17 protein-coding genes are annotated in these 17,349 nt (G+C 66.6%); 7 read left to right on the top strand and 10 right to left on the bottom strand.

The window, feature by feature from the left end; translation table 11 throughout:
- The first annotated feature begins 46 nt into the window (after positions 1-46).
- From ACZYW1_RS10635 to ACZYW1_RS10620, 4 genes are read left to right on the top strand one after another with little or no spacing between them, the layout of a single operon-like run.
- Positions 47-1,099, top strand: coding sequence for a zinc-binding dehydrogenase (locus ACZYW1_RS10635; RefSeq protein WP_463785571.1), 1,053 nt, complete (start codon positions 47-49; stop codon positions 1,097-1,099).
- Complete coding sequence (locus ACZYW1_RS10630; protein ID WP_463785570.1) at positions 1,096-1,512, top strand: nuclear transport factor 2 family protein; 417 nt, start codon at positions 1,096-1,098, stop codon at positions 1,510-1,512. Before ACZYW1_RS10635 ends, ACZYW1_RS10630 begins: the two co-directional genes overlap by 4 nt.
- On the top strand, positions 1,509-2,333 hold the full coding sequence (locus ACZYW1_RS10625; protein ID WP_463785568.1) for an SDR family NAD(P)-dependent oxidoreductase: 825 nt from the start codon (positions 1,509-1,511) through the stop codon (positions 2,331-2,333). Before ACZYW1_RS10630 ends, ACZYW1_RS10625 begins: the two co-directional genes overlap by 4 nt.
- 7 nt (positions 2,334-2,340) lie before the next feature.
- Entirely contained in the window at positions 2,341-2,841 is a 501-nt protein-coding gene (locus tag ACZYW1_RS10620; protein ID WP_463785565.1) for a nuclear transport factor 2 family protein, read from the top strand.
- A gap of 77 nt (positions 2,842-2,918) precedes the next feature.
- On the opposite strand, the gene ACZYW1_RS10615 is transcribed toward ACZYW1_RS10620, so the two are convergent.
- The gene (locus ACZYW1_RS10615) at positions 2,919-4,730 is read right to left on the bottom strand and encodes a hypothetical protein (protein ID WP_463785563.1); all 1,812 of its coding nucleotides are present in this window, start codon (positions 4,728-4,730) and stop codon (positions 2,919-2,921) included.
- Between the two features lie 386 nt (positions 4,731-5,116).
- Here ACZYW1_RS10615 and ACZYW1_RS10610 point away from each other — a divergent pair, with 386 nt between their 5' ends.
- Positions 5,117-5,902 carry an SDR family NAD(P)-dependent oxidoreductase gene (locus ACZYW1_RS10610; RefSeq protein WP_463785562.1) on the top strand — a complete coding sequence of 262 codons (786 nt, stop codon included), beginning with the start codon at positions 5,117-5,119 and terminating at the stop codon, positions 5,900-5,902.
- A gap of 40 nt (positions 5,903-5,942) precedes the next feature.
- On the opposite strand, the gene ACZYW1_RS10605 is transcribed toward ACZYW1_RS10610, so the two are convergent.
- From ACZYW1_RS10605 to ACZYW1_RS10590, 4 genes are all read right to left on the bottom strand, one after another.
- On the bottom strand, positions 5,943-7,241 hold the full coding sequence (locus ACZYW1_RS10605; protein WP_463785560.1) for an acyl-CoA dehydrogenase family protein: 1,299 nt from the start codon (positions 7,239-7,241) through the stop codon (positions 5,943-5,945).
- 109 nt (positions 7,242-7,350) lie between these two features.
- Positions 7,351-8,127, bottom strand: a complete 777-nt coding sequence (locus ACZYW1_RS10600) for an enoyl-CoA hydratase/isomerase family protein (RefSeq protein WP_463785558.1) — start codon at positions 8,125-8,127, stop codon at positions 7,351-7,353.
- An 87-nt stretch (positions 8,128-8,214) separates the two neighbouring features.
- Complete coding sequence (locus ACZYW1_RS10595) at positions 8,215-9,018, bottom strand: SDR family NAD(P)-dependent oxidoreductase (RefSeq protein ID WP_463785556.1); 804 nt, start codon at positions 9,016-9,018, stop codon at positions 8,215-8,217.
- Positions 9,019-9,028: 10 nt separating this feature from the next.
- The gene (locus ACZYW1_RS10590; protein ID WP_463785554.1) at positions 9,029-9,676 is read right to left on the bottom strand and encodes a TetR/AcrR family transcriptional regulator; all 648 of its coding nucleotides are present in this window, start codon (positions 9,674-9,676) and stop codon (positions 9,029-9,031) included.
- Between the two features lie 131 nt (positions 9,677-9,807).
- Between ACZYW1_RS10590 and ACZYW1_RS10585 the strand changes: the two genes are divergently transcribed.
- Complete coding sequence (locus ACZYW1_RS10585; RefSeq protein WP_463785552.1) at positions 9,808-10,539, top strand: enoyl-CoA hydratase/isomerase family protein; 732 nt, start codon at positions 9,808-9,810, stop codon at positions 10,537-10,539.
- Between the two features lie 3 nt (positions 10,540-10,542).
- Positions 10,543-11,004, top strand: coding sequence for an SRPBCC family protein (locus ACZYW1_RS10580; protein WP_463785550.1), 462 nt, complete (start codon positions 10,543-10,545; stop codon positions 11,002-11,004).
- A 3-nt stretch (positions 11,005-11,007) separates the two neighbouring features.
- Here the strand turns inward: ACZYW1_RS10580 and ACZYW1_RS10575 are convergent, their stop codons facing one another.
- Genes ACZYW1_RS10575 through ACZYW1_RS10555 form a run of 5 tightly spaced genes read right to left on the bottom strand, consistent with a single transcriptional unit; the run spans position 11,008 to position 17,169 of the window.
- A complete protein-coding gene (locus ACZYW1_RS10575) occupies positions 11,008-12,477 on the bottom strand; it encodes an AMP-binding protein (protein WP_463785548.1) in 1,470 nt (489 codons plus the stop codon).
- Positions 12,474-13,247, bottom strand: a complete 774-nt coding sequence (locus tag ACZYW1_RS10570; protein WP_463785546.1) for an SDR family NAD(P)-dependent oxidoreductase — start codon at positions 13,245-13,247, stop codon at positions 12,474-12,476. The genes ACZYW1_RS10575 and ACZYW1_RS10570 overlap by 4 nt, the downstream gene beginning before the upstream one ends.
- Position 13,248: 1 nt before the next feature.
- Complete coding sequence (locus ACZYW1_RS10565) at positions 13,249-14,820, bottom strand: AMP-binding protein (RefSeq protein ID WP_463785544.1); 1,572 nt, start codon at positions 14,818-14,820, stop codon at positions 13,249-13,251.
- A 14-nt stretch (positions 14,821-14,834) separates the two neighbouring features.
- Entirely contained in the window at positions 14,835-15,569 is a 735-nt protein-coding gene (locus ACZYW1_RS10560) for a GntR family transcriptional regulator (RefSeq protein WP_463785543.1), read from the bottom strand.
- Entirely contained in the window at positions 15,562-17,169 is a 1,608-nt protein-coding gene (locus ACZYW1_RS10555; protein WP_463785541.1) for an SMP-30/gluconolactonase/LRE family protein, read from the bottom strand. The genes ACZYW1_RS10560 and ACZYW1_RS10555 overlap by 8 nt, the downstream gene beginning before the upstream one ends.
- Positions 17,170-17,349 lie beyond the last annotated feature (180 nt).

The following is a 17,349-nucleotide window of genomic DNA, read 5'->3' as shown; positions in this document are numbered from 1 at the left end:
TCTTATCTCGAATATTCGACTATCTGTCAACCCGGAGGAGTGCGCGATGCGGGCGGTGGTGTTGCGCGACGGTCGGCTCGATGTCCGGGCCGTCGACGATCCGGTGCCCGGCCCGGGCGAGCTGCTGCTGCGCACGCTGAGCACCGCGATCTGCGCGTCGGACGTGCACTTCATGGACCACCCGGAGATGGGGATCGACGACCCGACCGGCCGATCGCTGTATGACGCCGATCGCGACGTCGTGCTGGGCCACGAGTTCGTCGGCGAAGTCATCGGGCACGGACCGGGCTGCACCGACCAATATCCGGTCGGCACCCGCGTCACGTCCATTCCCATCCGCGCGGTCAACGGTGGCGCCGACGGAGTGCGCATCATCGGCCAGCACCCGGATGCTCAGGGGAGCTTCGGCGAGTTGGTCGTCGTCGGTGAGTCCTTGGCCAAGCCGGTGACCGGCGACGTGTCCAGCGATGCCGCGGCCCTGACCGACGCCTTCGCGGTCGGCGAGTTCTATGTGCGCTCGGCGCGGATGGAGCCTGGAGAGATACCGGTGGTGATCGGAGCCGGCGCCATCGGGCTGTCGGCGGTCGCGGCGCTGGCCGCCCGGGGGATCGAGCCGATCATCGTGTCGGACTACAACTCTCAGCGTGCGCGGCTGGCGTGCGACAGCTTCGGTGCGCATGTTGCGGTCGACCCCGCTGAACGCTCTCCGTTCGACGTGTGGCGCGAGCTGCGGGCCGAACGCGGCAGGTGGGGTCCGATGGTCGTTTTCGAGTGCGTCGGCGCCTCGGGCTTGATCCAGAAGATCGTGGACGCCGCCGACATGGGAACCCGGATCTATTGCGCCGGAGGCTGGTACACCGGGGACACGCTGAACATCACCGACGTGACCCGGCAGGGTGTCACCATCCAATTCGGCGGGGGCCCGCACCCGCAGGACTGGTATGGCACCCTCGACGCGATCGCCGCGGGCCGGCTCGATCCGCTGCCCAGCATCGGAGCGATCGTCGGTCTCGACGAGGTGCCTGCCGCCCTCGATTCGGCGCGAAAGTCCACGGGCCCAGCCCGAATCATCGTCCACCCGAACGGAGACGTGGAGTGACCGAGCGCGAAGACCGGCAAGACATCGCCGACGTCCTGGTCCGTTATGCGACGGGTATCGATCGCCGGGACTGGACACTGTTTCGCACGGTGTTCACCGACGACTGCGAACTGGACTACGGCGAGATCGGATCGTGGAAAGGCGTCGACGAGGTCACCGAGTTCATGCGGCAGGTACATGCCATGGCCGGACACACCATGCACCGGCTGAGCAACCAGGTGATCACCGTCGACGGCGACAACGCCGAGTCGCGAACCTATGTCGATGCGTTGATCATGATGGGAGACAGCAACTCCGGAGTCAACGCCGCCGGCTTCTACGATGACAGGTTGACTCGCGGCGACGACGGTTGGCGGGTGGCGCGGCGTCGGTTCACCCAGGTGCGGGTGGCCGCGGTGGGCGATCCGTCGTGACGTTCGCAGCCAAGTACGGTCCGTGGGCTCTGGTGGCCGGGGCGTCCGACGGGGTGGGCGCGGCCTTCGCCGAAGGGCTGGCCGCGCGTGGTGTCAACGTCGCGATGCTGGCGCGCCGCCAAGTTGTGCTCGACGAGGTTGCCACCGGGATCGCCGAGCGGACGGGGGCGCAAACCCGAACGCTGGCCATCGATCTCGCTGCTGCCGACGCGGCGAAGCAGATCGCCCGAGCCACCGATGATCTCGAGGTGGGCTTTCTGGTCTACTGCGCGGGAGCCGACCCGAACTTCCAGCCGTTTCTGGCCAACCCGATCGAGACCGCGGAGGCGATGGTGCACCGCAACTGTGTGGTGCCCATGCAGCTGTGCCACCACTTCGCCCCGGCGATGGTCGAGCGCGGCCGTGGCGGCATCGTGCTGTTCGGCTCGGGCGCAGGACTGGCCGGCGGACCGAACATGGTGGCCTACGGCGCCAGCAAGGCGTTCGACATGGTCTTCACCGAAGCGCTGTGGAGCGAACTCCACGATTCCGGCGTCGACGTGCTCGGTCTGATTCTCGGCAAGACCAACACGCCCGCCCTGCGCCGCCTCGAACACAGTCGCGGGCTGCTGGAGTCCGAAGACACCGCGCCGCCGGACGCCGACAGCGTCGAGCAGGTGATCGCCGAAGCCTTCGAAAACCTGGGCAACGGGCCGACTTTGATGGTCGGCGAGATGATGCGCAACGTCGCGCCGGTGTTGGCGTCGCTGAGTCGCAACGAGGCCGTCAACCTCATCACCGCGGCTCAGGCCGCGGTGATGGGCGACGACCGGCAGGGATAATGCCGGCATGGATGCTGCCACCGAGGTTCTGGAGATCGAAGCCATCAAACAGTTGAAGGCCCGCTACTGCCGTCATCTGGACACCAAGAACTGGCAGGCGTGGCGCGAGATCTTCACCGGTGACTTCGTCAGCGACACCAGTGCGGCGGGCGGACAGGTCATCGTCGGAGCAGACGAGTTCGTCGCCTACATTCGCAAGACGCTGGGCAAGCCGTCCCAGCCCACGGTCCACCAGGTTCATGCACCCGAGATCGAACTGACGTCGGCGACCACCGCCCGAGGTGTGTGGGCCCTTCAGGACGTGGTGCGCCTCGCGCCCGGTCTGAATCTGAACGGTTACGGCCATTACCACGAGACCTACGAAAAGGTCGACGGACGCTGGCAGATCAAGACCTCGAAGCTCACGCGCCTGCGCGAGGACATCTTCAATCCTGTCTTTTCGCTGCGGGTTTCGCAGCGGATGAGAAGTGCTGGAGCCGCCGCGGCGCGACGGTTCATGTCGCAGTGACGGCCTCCGGCCCGGCTGGAACGCCGTACGTCCCAGGCCCATGAGGACCTGGGACGTACGGGTGGTGCTGGTTGGACCTACAGGCCGAGGAAGGCCAGCGGATCGACCGTGTTGGCCGCGCCGCCCAGTGCTTCGGTGAGGCCGGTGGCCAAGGCGCCGAACGCGTCGCCCGGGTTCAGCAACGAGGTGGCGTCGATGCCGCCGAACAGATCGCCCAGGTCGAGGTTTCCGAATGGCGTTGCCAGGACGTCGCTGATCTGGGCGGCCGCGCCGTCCAGGCCCGGGATGGCGGTGTAGATGTTCTCGAATCCGCCGCCGAGATTCAGCACGTCGTAGACCGAGCCGTCGACCGGAAGAGCCGCGTCGGCCGGAGCGCCCGCGAGCAACGAGCCACCGGTGACGGTGAACTCGGTGTTCACCAGACCAAGCAGGTTGGTCACCTGATCGTTGGTGGTGATGCTGCCGATCTGGTCGGCCGCCGTGGTGCCGTCGTAGACGTTGAAGTCCTGCTCGGCCAGCGACAACGTGATACCGAAGATGGTCGGCGTACCGCCGCCCAGGTCCAGCAGTGGAGGCGCGCCGAGCAGTTGCGCCACCGGGGTGAAGCCCTCGGCGCCGCCCGCGGTCAGCGTCGGGTCGAAGGTGAATCCGCCGAGGCTGAAGGCATCGGCACCGATGGCACCGTCGCCGGCCTGCAGACCGGTGAGCGCGTCACCCGGGTCGAGAGGATTGGCGACGTTGATGTTGCCGAACAGCGAATCGAGGTTGATGTTGCCGTACGGGGTCACCAGGGTGTCGGTGACGGTGCCAGGTGTCGTGACGCCGTCGGTGGTGACATCGGGGGTGGCGGTGTAGACGTTCTCGTACCCGTGGCCGAAGTTCATCGCGTCCAACACGGTGCCCTGCGTCGGCAGACCGGTGGTGGCATCGCCGGTCGGTGTGACACTGGTGACGAACAGCTGAGTGTTGGTGATACCCAACAGGTTTGTCACGTCGACCCCGGTGTTGACGGTGCCGATCTCGGTCGCACTCGAACCACTACCGCTGTAGGCCTCGAAATCCTGGAAGGCGAGGCTACCGGTGGCTGGGCCGCCGATCGATCCCCCGCCGATCTGTAGCAACGGCGCAACGGTCGCGAGCGGCGCAACGGTGTTGAAGCCCTCGCCGCCACTGACGGCGCCGGTGAGTTGGTCGGTGAGCAGGGGATCGAGTGTGAATCCGCCGATGCTGAAAGCGTCTGAGGCGCCGCTGATTCCGCTGACATCGAGACCGGTGAAGGCATCGGCGGGGTTGAGCGGGTCGGCGGCGTTGAAGGTGAACAGGGAGCTGAGATCCTGGCTGCCGAACGGCGTCACGAATGTGTCGGTCACGGTGCCCGGCGTGGTGACACCGTCGACGGTGACGTCCGGAGTGGCGACGTAGACGTTTTCGTACCCGTTGCCCAGGTTGAACACGTCGTACACCGAACCGACGGTCGGCAGGTTCGCATCGGTGGCGCTCCCGATCGGGTCGACGCTGGCGACGGTGAATTCACCGTTGGTGAAACCGAACAGGCTGGCGATGGTCTCGTTACCGGTGATGCTGCCCACCTCGGTGCCACTGGTGGGGTCATAGACGTTGAAGTCTTGAGTGGCGAGCGGCAGCCCGAGTGCTGTTCCGCCGCCGAGTTCCAGCAGCGGGGGTGACGATGTCAGCTGGGCGACGGAATCGAAGCCCTCGCCGCCGGCCGCCAACTGCGGGTCGAAGGTATAGCCACCGATGGTGAACGCATCGGCCCCGGCGGCTGCGGCCGCGTTGGTGTCCGCCGCAGCGACGGCCACCTGCAGGAATGCAGTGGTGAACAACCCGCCCGTGGCCGCCAAGCCGGCCAGTATCAAGCGATTATGCATAGGTCTTTCTCCTACGAGTCGTATGTGTGATTCAGGGCGGGCGTGTTGTTACTTGTGAGTAACGTCACGGGAGATTACTCAGCAGTAATATAGAAAGTCAATACAAAATCTTGGGGTTCTCTCAGGTTGACAGGAAACTGCCAGACTATTGACAGTCCGTCAGTAGGGCAAAGAAGTGCAGTTCACAGCGTCGCCGCCGGATCGGTTACCGCGAGCACCTGGGATGTCGCCCCATCCAGGAGCCTGGGCTGCCGCCAACTCGCACTCAGGTCCAGCTCAGTCCGCAGCGTGGTCGCTTCCATGGAGAAGGCCATTTACTTCGGCATCTGGAAACGGCATTCTCTTTGAATGAGAAGGCGTCTCCATTGCAGGGAAGAGGTCCAGCGATGACGGGAGCGTGCGACGGCAAGGTCGCGCTGGTGACGGGCGCCAGCCGCGGACTGGGTAAGGCGATCGCGAAACGCCTGGCCGCCGAGGGCGCGACGGTCGGGCTTACGGCGCGCACGCTGGAACCCGATCCGAAGTACCACGGATCGCTGCGCCAGACACTCCAGGAGATCACCGCTGCCGGCGGATCCGCGGTCGCCATCCAGGCTGATCTCTCGCAATCCGAGGAGCGCGAGCGCCTGTTCGCGGAGCTGGTCGAGAAGGCGGGGGCGCCAGACATTCTGGTGAACAACGCCGCCGTGACATTCCTGCGCCCGCTCGACGAGTTTCCAGAACGGCGCGCGAGGCTGATGATCGACATGCATGTGCTGGCGCCGCTGCATCTGACGCAGCTCGCGATCCCGGCGATGCGCGAGCGTGGTCGCGGGTGGGTGCTCAACGTGACGTCCGTCGGTGGTGACCTGCCCGACGGTCCACCGTTTTCCGAGTTCGACCGCTCCGCCGGCTTCGGTGTCTACGGCACTGTCAAGGCGGCGCTGAACCGGCTCACCAAAAGCCTTGCCGCGGAACTGTATGACGACGGTATTGCGGTGAACGCCGCCGCCCCGTCCAACCCGGTGGCCACCGAGGGGGCGGGGGCACTGGACCTGGCCAAGGCCGATACCGAAGGCATCGAACTGATCACCGAGACCGCGTTCGCGCTCGTCACGGCAGATCCCACAACGATGACCGGACGCATCGCCCACACGCAGCCATTCCTGCGGGAAATCGGGTGGTTACGCTGAACCGGCCCGCTGATCGACTTGCCCCGCAACGTGTTCAGGCTCAGTCGCGCGGAATACCGGCGAGCTTGTCGGCGAATTTCTCCTCCGCCGCTTCTCGCAGGCGCAGGATGTGCTCCGAGGGGAACACGTCGGGTGATGGCTTGCAGTCCTTGAGTAGGAGCCTGGCCAACGTGACCTTGTGAACCTCGGTGGGTCCGTCGGCCAACCCCAGGACGAAAGACTCGGTGAGGTACTGCACGAACGGCATCTCATGCGACGTCCCCAGGGAGCCGTGAATCTGCAACGCCCGGGCGGACACGTCGTGCAGGACCTTCTGCATCATCGCCTTGACCGCCGAGATGTCTCCTCGCACCGCCTGATAGTCGTTGAACTGATCGATTTTCCAGGCGGTCTGCAGCGTCAGCAGTCGGAACGCTTCGATCTCCATCCACGAGTCCGCGACCATCTCCTGGACCATCTGCTTGTCGGCCAGCACACTGCCCTGGGTGTACCGCGACACCGCTCGTTCGCAGATCATGTCGTAGATGCGGCGCACCAATCCCACCGTGCGCATGGCGTGGTGGATGCGCCCGCCGCCGAGCCGGGTCTGCGCCACCGCGAACGCGCCTCCGCGCGGCCCGAGCATGTGATCGTCGGGCACCCGCACGTTTTCGTAGCGGACGTACCCTTCCCGGCCGCCGCCCCCGAGCGGTTGATAGCCGAGACCGACATCGCGCAGCACGTTGATGCCCGGGGTGCCGGCCGGCAGGACGAACATCGAATACCGTTGGTACGGAGAAGCTTCCGGGTCGGTCATCGCCATCACGATGATGAACGACGCCATCGATGCGAACGACGAGTACCACTTCTCACCGTTGATCACCCAGTGGTCACCGTCTCGGGTGGCGGTCGTGGTGAACACCTTCGGATCGGCGCCGCCCTGCGGCTCGGTCATCGAGAAACAGGAGATGATCCGGTTGTCCAGTAGCGGCTCGAGATAACGGCGTTTGAGTTCGGGAGTGCCGTAGTGGGCCAGGATCTCGCTGTTCCCCGAATCCGGTGCCTGGGAGCCGAAAACGATCGGTGCACACTCCGACCGTCCCAGGATCTCGTTGAGCAACGCGAGTTTCACCTGGCCGTAGCCGGGTCCGCCCAGGTGTGGACCCAGGTGGGTGGCCCACAGACCGCGTTCTTTGACGATTGTCTGCAGGGGCGGTATCAGCGCTTGGCGCACCGGATCGTTGAGATCGTGAGATTCCTTGATGATCAGGTCGATTGGTTCGCACTCCGCGCGCACGAACTCGTCGACCCATCGGAGTTGTTCCGCCCATTCCGGGTCGGTGGAGAAGTCCCAGGCCATGTTCGTCCCTCCGCTTAATCCGCGCCGTCCGGGATGTCGGCACCCCGGCTGAGCATCCCGCAATGTAGGCCCGGCCCGAGGCCACCCCTGTTCACGATCCGCACCGCTGTCATGTCGACCACGACTGCCGCAACGCTGCCGCCTCCTCCGTCGCGTGACTGAGGATCTGGTTGCGGTTCTCGAGTTCCAGGGCCGGGTCGAGGCCGGCGGCATCGACGTTGACCTGCAGCGCGCGCTTTGTCAGTTGGACGCCCAGCGGCGTCAGTTCGGCGATCCGACTGGCGATTTCGAGGGCCCGGTCGGCCAGCTCCTCCGGCTCGGCGATCTCGCTGACCAGGCCCCGGCGGTCGGCTTCCTCGGCAGAGACCATCCGGGCGGTCAGCATCCAGTCGGCAGCCACGCTGGCGCCGACGATGCGCGGCAGGAAGTAACTCATGCCCATCTCGGCGCCGGACAGGCCGAGCAGGATCGCGCCATTGCCGAATGACGCTGCAGTCGAACAGATTCTGATGTCTGCGGCCAGACAGAGTGCCAGGCCGGCGCCGACGCACGGGCCGTTCACCGCGGCGATCACCGGCTGTGGGATGCCCCGGATCGCCTGGGGCAGTGCCGCCATCGTCTCCTGGAATCGCAACTTGTCGATCGCGGGATCAGCCGCCTCGGGCAGCCGCGGGCCGAAGCCGCGCATATCGATGCCCGAGCAGAAGCCCCGTCCGGCACCCGTGATGACCACCGCGTTGACCGAAGAGTCGGAGCCCAACTCGGCGAGGGTGCGAGTGAGCTCGTCGACCATCACCTCATTGATCGCGTTGAGCCGCTCGGGCCGGTTCAGGTGCAGCACCACGACCCCGTCATGGGGCCGCTGCACACTCAGCGTCTCGGTCAATCGAGCTCCCTTCGCCGCGAGCTCTGGAATACGGATTCGCAGTTTAGGAGAATGCTATTCTTCCCGGCCGCGCCGGTGCAACGCCCCCTAGACGAAGTCCGATCCGCCGTCGACGTTCACCGTCGCGCCGGTGACGTAGCCATTGCGTCTCGATGCCAGGTACGTGGTGATCGAGGCGATCTCTTCAGGAAGCCCGGCGCGCCCGAGATCGCACGGTTGGTGGAAATTATTCTCGATCCACGCCATCACGTCGTGCGGGTCGGAGGCGTCGAGACCCTCCGCGGCGAGGATGTCTTTCAAGTTCTCGGTGAAGCTCGCGGTGACGATGGTCCCCGGACACACGCAGTTCACCAGAATCTGGTCCTTGGCAAGGCTTTTCGACAGGTTCTTGGTGACACTGGACAGTGCTGCCTTCGATGCGGTGTAGGCGACGATGCGCGGGCTCTGCCGCTGGATGGAATGCGCCGACAACGTGACGATCCGGGCCCAGTCCGCGGCGCGCAGCATCGGCAGGGCGGCGCGCACCGATCGGACACCGGACATGGTGCCGAGTGTGAAGGCGGCATCCCAGTCCGCGTCGTCCATCTCCTCGAAGAATCCGTCCCCCGGCCCGATCGTGTGGACCAGGCTGTTCAACCGCCCCCACCGCTTCGACACGTCGTCGAAGCCGGCCGCGATCGACGCGCCGTCGGTCATGTCGACGCTGATCCCGACGGCATCGGGCGCGCCGGCCGCGCGAAGCGACTCCACGGCGGAGTCTAGGGCGGCTTGGCCGCGTGCCATCACCGCGACGCTGGCTCCTTCGGCCGCCAGCGTCTGTGCGATCGCCAGTCCCATGCCCTTACTGCCGCCGGTGACGACAGCGGTCGCTCCAGCCAATCCCAGATCCATTGCTGCTCCCTTATTTTCGGACGAGGTCGTCGATCGTCGTGGCCCGCACGCCGAGTCCGCGCAGGCAGAACCGAATGGCGCGATTGCGAACCTCGGAGCGTTCGCAATCGCCTGCGGCCCAATGGCGTTCCGTACTGGCCCAGACCACGGCCTGGATGGACCGGGCTTCGCTGACCGGTTCGATATCGTGGAACACACCGGTGCTCAGCCCGCGACTCAGCTGTGCGGTCAACGGCTTGAGCATCTCTTCGAACGCGGGCTGAATCAGCTCGGGAGAGGTGAACACCTGCGACAGCGCCTCCAGGGACAACCGCCTCAGGTCGGACCTGACGTGCTCGTCGAATGCCAGATCGAGGCGGCCGTCGATCCAAGCCGCAACCGCCTCGACCGGTTGGTCGGACTTCGCCATCCTCCGTTGCAGGCGGCGCCGCTCGGCTTGCGCCAGCTCGAGAAAGGCGGCGGCGACCACCTCGTCTTTCGAATCGAAGTGCCGGTAGAACGCGCGGGTACTGATTTCGGCGCGCTCGAGCACCGCCGCCACGCTGAGCCCGCGCACCCCGTCTTCGCGCAGTGTCTCGGTGGCCGCGCGGACAATGGTGCGGCGCACGTCAGGATCGGGCGCGAGCTTGCTGCGTCGCCGCGTGCGTGGGGCAGTCATCCGGTCGCCTTAAATGAGAACAGCATTTTCGTTTAAACTCCGATCACTCTGTCAGCGGGTTGCCCGGACTGTCAACGGCCGGTTTCGGACCTTCCGCGTCGGAGCGGACGGCAGGACGGTAAGAAAGACGGGTGATAGATCTCGAAGTGTCCGACGGCGCGACGATCGTCCGATTCGACAATGCGCCGGTGAATGCTCTCGACCTGGAGTTACTCGAAGCGATCATCGCCGCGATGCGCGACGTCACGGGCCCGGTCGTGCTCACCGGCGCCGGCCGCGCCTTCTCGGCCGGGGTCGACCTGCGGGCATTGATCGACGGCGGGACCGAGTACGCCGAACGCTTCGTCGCCGCGTTGTCCGAGGCCTTCCTCGCGGTCTACGACCACCCCGCGCCGGTCATCGCGGCGATCAACGGACATGCCATCGCCGGTGGCTGCGTGCTGGCGATGTGCGCCGACGTGCGACTGATGTCCGGCGGGACGATCGGGCTCACCGAACTCTCGGTCGGTGTCCCGTTCCCGGTGGCGGCGCTGGAGATCTGCCGTGACGCCATGGGCGTATCCGCCGCGCGGGCAGCGTTGCAGGCCAAGACAATCGACGCCGAAACCGCGCTGTCCCGGGGCTGGATCGCCGAACTGGTCGGCAAGGACGAACTGCTCGAGCAGGCGCTGGCCACCGCGCGTGAACTCGGTCGGTATTCCCCGGCCGCCTACGCCGCCACCAAGACCCAGCTGCACAAGCCGGTTCGCACCGCGATAGAGGCGGGCGCGGAGGCGGACGCCGACGTCACGGCCAGCTGGATATCGGAGGAGACGGGCTCCCGGATAGCGGCATTCCTCGAGGCGCTGGCCCGCGGGCGCTGAACCGTGAGCCTCTGGATCGCCCACGCCGAGCAGGCGCTCAGTGAAGAGATTCCTGCGCCACCGGAGGCGGTCCGCGACTTCTACGTCGACCTGGACAACATCAAGGAATTCCATCCCCTGGTGGTGGCGGTCGAGGTGCTCTCCCGTGACCGCTTATCCGACGGTTACCAGACGACCTATCGGGTGCGCGACCGTATTCCATTGGGGCCGTTGGTGTTACCCATCACCTACTGGGCGCGGGTCCAGGTACCGGCCCGTGGCGACGTGACCACCGAGGCGCGGCAATTTCCCAGGGTCCGTCTCACCGGCACAGTGAGCTTCGAGCCCGTCGAGTCGGGCACCCGCCTCACCGAGCGGCTCAGCATCGACGCACCCCGGCCGCTCGCCACCACCACCGTTCGCGAGGCGGTGGCTGCGCACGTCACGATGCTCTCCGGCATTCGGAGCCATTTCGAAAGCCGTTGAACGTCAGACCAACTGCTGGCGCAAGTCCTTCTTCAGCACCTTGCCGTAGCTGTTCTTCGGCAGTTCGTCCACCACCAGGTAGCGCTTCGGACGTTTGAAGCGGGCGATGCGGGCCAACAAATGCGCATCGAGGTCGGCCGTGCTGACCTCGTCGGCTGCGCCGAGGACGACGAAGGCCACCACGACCTCACCCCACTCCAGGTCGGGTGCCCCGACCACACACGCCTCCGAGACGCCCGGGTGTTCGAGCAACGCCTCTTCCACCTCGCGCGGATAGATGTTGGAGCCGCCGCTGATCACGACGTCCTTCGAACGGTCATGCAGGGTGAGAAAGCCACGGGCGTCGAACGATCCCAGGTCGCCGGTGCGCAGCCAGCCGTCCCGCAGCGCCTCCTCGGTGGCCGCCGGATTGCGCCAATAGCCGGCCATCACAACATCACCGCGGCAGACGATTTCGCCGATCTCACCGGCCGTGGCGGGTGTGCCGTCGTCGCGCAGCACCGCGACCTCGGTGCCCGAGCGTGGATAGCCGACCGAGCCGAGAATCGCGTCGTCCGCCCCGTGGTAGTCAGCGCGCCGCAGCCCGGTGATGGTCATCGGCGATTCGCCCTGCCCGTAGATCTGGGCGAACACCGGACCGAATGCCGTAAGCGCCTGTTTGATGCTCTCCACGTACATCGGTCCGCCGCCGTAGATGATCGACCGCAGTTGATCGGGACGCCGGCGTCCCGTCTCGATCACCCGCTGCACCATGGTCGGCGCCAGAAATGCGCTGCTGCCCGGGTGATGGCCGCAGAGGTCGAGAAAGTCGTCGGGGTCGAACCCGCCGCGCTCCGAGATCACCTGCCGGGCACCTCGCGCGACGTAGGCCGGGATGTAGAGGCCCGACCCGTGTGACATCGGCGCGGCGTGCACCAGGCTGCAGTCCTGGTCCGGTGCATCCATGTCGGCGAGGTGGGCGACCGTCATCGCCATCAGGTTGCGGTGGGTGAGGATGGCGCCCTTGGACCGACCGGTCGTGCCGCTGGTGTAGAACAGCCAGGCCGGCGTCGAGGGATCGGTGCTGGGAGCCGCGGCCGTCGTCGCAGCGAATCGGTGCGAATACCGCTCGGAATCAACAGGTTCGGCCGGCGTATCGAGTTGGGCGGCGATCGTCGACGATGCGAAGACGAGCGCGGCCTCGGCGTCGTCGAGTATCTGCGCCATCTCGCGAGCATGCAGCTTGTAGTTGATCGGAACGGCCACACACTCGGCGGCCCAGATCCCGAACAGCAGCTCCACGATCTCCGGCCGGTTCTCGCTGGCGATCGCGATCCGCGCGCCCGCGGGGTGTTCGCGCCGGATCGAGCCGGCCAGACGCAGCACCCGCTCGCGAAGCTCACTCCAGGTGCAGCAGCGCCGCCGACCGTGGTACACCGCGCCGTGGTCCGGAAAGCGTTGCGCGGCTTGATCCAGCAACGCAAACAGGTTCACTCTGCGATCCACTCCGAGGTCAGCGCATACTTCGACAGGTACTTCGTCGAACTCCAGCCACCGTCGACCACGATCGTCTGGCCGTTGATGAAGCTGCCGCCGGGCGAACACAGGAACGCCACCGTGCTGGCCACGTCGTCGACGGTGCCCAGTCGCTGATGCGGGGTCATCTCGGTGTTGATCCGGCGAAAGCGGGGATCCTGCAACCGGTCCTCGGTCATCGGAGTCTGGATCACCCCGGGGGCCACGGCGTTGCAGCGAATGCCGTGCGCCCCGTACTGGGCGGCGATGTGGGTGGTCAACGCCGTCAGACCGCCTTTCGCCGCAGAGTACGGCCCGCCGCGCAGCCCGCCCACCACCGCGAAGGTCGAGGTGATGTTGATGATCGCCGAGCCAGGTTGCATGTGCGGCAGCACATCTCGTGCCAGCCGGAACGGTGCCTTCAGCATCACGTCGAGGAAGTAGTCGAGAGTTTCGTCGTCGGTGTCGTGCAGTGGGGTCGGATTGCCCACCCCGGCGTTGTTGATCAGGAAGTCGACGTGGCCCCAACGCTCGACCGCGGCCAGGACGACGCGGGCCGGCCCGTCGCGGTCGGTCAGATCGACTGCCACCGTGGCGATGCGGTCACGGTCGCCGATCGCCGCAGCCAGCTCGTTGAGCCGGGTCTGGTTGCGGCCGGTCGCCACCACTGCCATCCCGGCCTCGGCGAGCTTGGTCGCACAGCCGAATCCGATTCCGCCGGTCGCGCCGGTCACGATCGCTACGTGCATGTCATCCGTCCGTCGTTGTCAGGGCCGCCTGAATCTGGTGTTTGAGCACCTTGCCGGCATCGTTTCTCGGTAGAGCATCCCAGATGACCACCTGCTCAGGCGCTTTGAAGACGGCGACGCCCTGCGACTGCAGGAAGACGCGGAGGCTGTCCACGTCGGGCCGTGGTTGGCCGTTGGGAACGACGACGGCGCAGGCCCGCTCGCCGGTCCGGCCGTCCGGCAGGCCGACGACGGCGACTTCGGCGACACCGGGATGGTCGGCGAGGATGTCCTCGATCTCCTTGGGCGCGATGTTCTCGCCATTACGGATGATCAGGTCCTTGGCCCGCCCGGTGACGACGAGGAAGTCGTCGTCGACCCAGCGAGCCAGGTCGCCGGTGCGGAAATACCCTGCCTCGTCGAATGATTCGGCCTCGTCGACGGCATGCAGATAGCCGACCAGCATTTGCGGGCCGCGGGCGTGAATTTCTCCGCCCGCGCCGCGTAGGGCGATCCGCGCGAATCCGGGCCGGCCGTCGGTGTCCGCGGCGCGGTCAGGATCCATCGGCGCCCCGACCGTGGTCACCGGGACTTCGGTGGAGCCGTACACCCGGGTGACCGCCGCGTGGTCGAAGTAATCCGCCGCCTTGCGGATCAACGACGGCGAGACCGATGCGCCGCCGCAGACGAAGAGTTTCAGCTCCGGCAGTCGGGTGCCGGCCCGTTCGGCAGAGGCCAGCAACTGCTCGAGGAACGGCGTCGCCCCGGCGATGTGCGTGCATCCCTCTTCTCCGATGAGTTCGACCGCGACGTCGGCGTTCCAGCGGTCCATCAACACGGCCGACGTGCCGAGCAGTAGCGGACATTCGAAAGCGTAGATGGAACCGCCGATATGGGCGATCGGGGAGGGGACCAGGAATCGGTCACCGGGCCGCACCTGCCAGTGATCGCGGAGTTGGGTGATCAACGCGTGCAGCGAGTTATGGCTGTGCAGAACACCTTTCGGGCGACCGGTGGTGCCTGAGGTGTAGAGAATCATCCGGACCGCATCGGGATCGAGCCCGGGCAGTTCACCGGCCGGCGCACCGGGCAGCGGAGCGCCGTCACGAACGACGACGACTTCCGGCGGGTCGTCCAGCTGCGCGACCACCCGGTCGAGCATCGCCGCGTAGTCGTGCCGGCCGAACACCCGTGGCACGAAGATCATGCGGGTGTTCGCATCGCCCAGAATGAACGTCAGCTCGCGATCGCGCAGCGATGGCAGGATCGGGTTGACCACCATGCCCGCGATCGTCGCCGCGTGATAAATCACCGCGGCCTCAGACCAGTTGGGCAACATGAAGGACACCACGCTGCCGACCGGGATGCGCTCCAGCATCGCCCCGGCGAGTGCGGTCGCCTGGGTGTACAGGCTGTGGCAGTCGATTCGGCGTTCGCCGTCGATCAGCAATACCCGCTCCGGAGTGCATCGCGCGGCGTCCGCCAGTGCATCGGCCAACGTGTCACGCACCCACCAGCCGCGCGCATAGGCTTCGGCGGCCCGCTCGTCGTCCCAGCGGACCGCCCGTCCACCGATCAGCCTGGTGTTCGACATCGCCGCATGTGAGATTAGCCGCGGACCCGTCGCATCGTCATCGAGTGACGGAAACGGGACGCCGGATGTGTGTTGATGGTCAGCTGGGCGATTTCGCCGTCGGAGGTGGCGTAGGTGCGGTGCACCTCGAGACCGGGGCTGCCGGCGTCGACGCTGAGCTGTTCGGCCAGTGGCGGGGGAATCAGTACCGCGGCGATCTCCTGACGGACCTCGACGATGCTCACCCCGAAAATGTCCTCGACCAGAGGAAATATCGGACCGGTGTGACGGGGCAGCAGCCGGCCCACCCCGGCGAACGTCCGGTTGATGTAGTACTCGGTCCGGCAGACCGGGTACGCACCGCCCTCGATGCGCCGAAATCCCCTGACGGTCAACCACTCTTCGCCGCTGTTGAGGCCGGTCCGCTTGGCCAGCTCGTCGTCGACGATCGTCATGCCGGTCGATTCGATGGCGAACTGCGCGCCGGTGGCGAAAGCCAGCAGGTCGTTGATCGAGACGACGTCTTGGACGTAGGAGTCCGACGACGGACGTGGCACCACGAGGGTGCCGGCTCGCGGTCGCGAGGCGACGAGGTTGTCGTCACGCAGCCGGCGCAGCGCCTCGCGAACGGTGTAACGGCTCACCGAAAAGCGCTCGCACAGTTGATGTTCGGTGGGCAGTTGGGATCCGACCGGATACACCCCGTCGACGATTTCCTTCCGCAGTGCGCGGGCCACCTGCAGGTAGCGGTGGTCGGCCGGGTCAGCCATCGCGCCGGTCCGGTGTGAAGGCCAGCAGGCTGCCGTCGGCGTCGGCAGACACATACAGCGTGCCGTCGGGTCCCGTCGCGATGCCGGCGAACGGCCCCTGCGGCCCGGAGAACGGCGGCATGCCTTGCAGCGGCTTGGGTGTCACCCCGGGGGCGGCGCCGAGCGGCAGCCCGGCGGCGATGGTCTGCCGGGATCCGTCGTCGAGGTTCACCGCGACCAACGTCCTGGAGCCGGCGTCGACCACATACAACCGGCGTCCGGTGACCAGAATGCCCTGTGGACAACCGAATTCGGCGGCCACGGTCTGCGGTCGGGAACCGGCGAGCGTGATCACCCGGCCGGCGCCGGCCTCTGACACCAGCCAGTCGCCGTCGGGCCCGACCGCGACGCCGATCGGGTCGGCCAACCCGGACGCGATCACCTCGACCCGTCCGTCCCGGATCGACACGACTCGCCCGGTGCCGAGCTCGGCCGCGGCGATCGTCCCGTCGGCGGCGATCGCCACCCCGTAGAGCTGATCGAATCCATCGGCCAGCACGTCACTCTCCCCGTCGGCGGGGCGGTAGCGGGACACCTGGCCGCCCGACGTGGTGACGACGAACTCGCCGGGCCCCGCCGGTGCCAGCCCCCGCAGAAAGCCGGGGTAGCCCGGGCTGAACAGCATGCCCACCGTCTGCAGGGTCCGATCCGGGCCCAGCTTGTAGAAGTAGGTGCCGTCAGCGACGTACAGGTAGCCGTCGGCGCCGACCGCCAGATCCAGCGGCCAGTTCAAGCCACCGGGCAGCAGGGCCGCGGTGGTGCCATCGGCGAGGATCTCGGTGATCTCGCCGGAGAAATTCGAGACGAACAGCCGATCGCCGACGAACGTGCAGTTGTCCAGGCCCGGGCTGAGGTCGGCGAGCACGGTCTGCCGGCCGGTCCGCGGATCGATGCGCAACACCTGGCCGCTGTGGACCTGGGTGGAGACGATCTGGCCGGCCGAATCGAATTTCACCGAGTCGGGCACACCGAGACCGGTCGCGACGGTTTCGGGCTCGCCACCCTCGAGACCGATGCGCCAGATTTCGTTGGCACCCATCACGGGGAAATACAGCTTGCCGTCCGGACCGACCTCCATCGCGTTGGGCGACGGAACGTTGTCCAACAGAACCCGCGGCGGTCCGCCGGCCAGGTCGAATTCGAAGAGCCGGCCGCCCTCCCGGCATTCGCCGATGAACAACCGGTCCTGGTGCACGGTGACGCCGTTGGCCGACGGGACGTCGGCGCGCAGCACCCGGGTGTGGCCGTCGGCACCGCGCACGCTGACCCGGCCGTCCATCACCTCGGTGGCATAGAGATCGCCGTCGCGGCCGAACGCCACGTCGTCGGGCGCGACGATGTCGCCGCCCTTGGCGCTGACGATCTCCAGCCGGCCGGTGTCGACGTCGAGCGCGCTGATCTGACTGCCGGTCACCTGGGCGATGTAGATCCGGCCGTCGGGGCCGGTCCGCAGGCCGTTGGCGCCGAACAGCCGACTCGGCGGGGTGAGTCGCTGCATGCGCCACCCCTCGGCGAGGGTCGGCGACGTCCCGGCGCCGGAGCGGCCTTCGTGCGGCAACATCGCTGATCACTCCTCATGGGCCGGTTCGCGGGGCGGGTGGCGGTTTCAGCCGGTGACGTTAGCAACCGGGTCTGGTCCAGACAATAGTGAGGCAACCCTTGAACCAGGTCACTTGACGGTCAGCCATTTGCAGAGAATCATATTCTCAATTATGCACATCTCAATGTTTTGTCCGGACAA

This window comes from Mycobacterium sp. IDUB_36 (genome assembly GCF_055419225.1).
This window is presented reverse-complemented; position numbering and strand designations above follow the sequence as displayed.

Bases quoted from the DNA above. Each gene is read 5' to 3' on its own strand.
- ACZYW1_RS10635 (WP_463785571.1), top strand. From the start codon at position 47: ATGCGGGCGGTGGTGTTGCGCGACGGTCGGCTCGATGTCCGGGCCGTC.
- ACZYW1_RS10620 (WP_463785565.1), top strand. From the start codon at position 2,341: ATGGATGCTGCCACCGAGGTTCTGGAGATCGAAGCCATCAAACAGTTG.
- ACZYW1_RS10615 (WP_463785563.1), bottom strand. From the start codon at position 4,730: ATGCATAATCGCTTGATACTGGCCGGCTTGGCGGCCACGGGCGGGTTG.
- ACZYW1_RS10610 (WP_463785562.1), top strand. From the start codon at position 5,117: ATGACGGGAGCGTGCGACGGCAAGGTCGCGCTGGTGACGGGCGCCAGC.
- ACZYW1_RS10605 (WP_463785560.1), bottom strand. From the start codon at position 7,241: ATGGCCTGGGACTTCTCCACCGACCCGGAATGGGCGGAACAACTCCGA.
- ACZYW1_RS10595 (WP_463785556.1), bottom strand. From the start codon at position 9,018: ATGGATCTGGGATTGGCTGGAGCGACCGCTGTCGTCACCGGCGGCAGT.
- ACZYW1_RS10590 (WP_463785554.1), bottom strand. From the start codon at position 9,676: ATGACTGCCCCACGCACGCGGCGACGCAGCAAGCTCGCGCCCGATCCT.
- ACZYW1_RS10570 (WP_463785546.1), bottom strand. From the start codon at position 13,247: ATGCACGTAGCGATCGTGACCGGCGCGACCGGCGGAATCGGATTCGGC.
- ACZYW1_RS10565 (WP_463785544.1), bottom strand. From the start codon at position 14,820: ATGTCGAACACCAGGCTGATCGGTGGACGGGCGGTCCGCTGGGACGAC.
- ACZYW1_RS10560 (WP_463785543.1), bottom strand. From the start codon at position 15,569: ATGGCTGACCCGGCCGACCACCGCTACCTGCAGGTGGCCCGCGCACTG.
- ACZYW1_RS10555 (WP_463785541.1), bottom strand. From the start codon at position 17,169: ATGTTGCCGCACGAAGGCCGCTCCGGCGCCGGGACGTCGCCGACCCTC.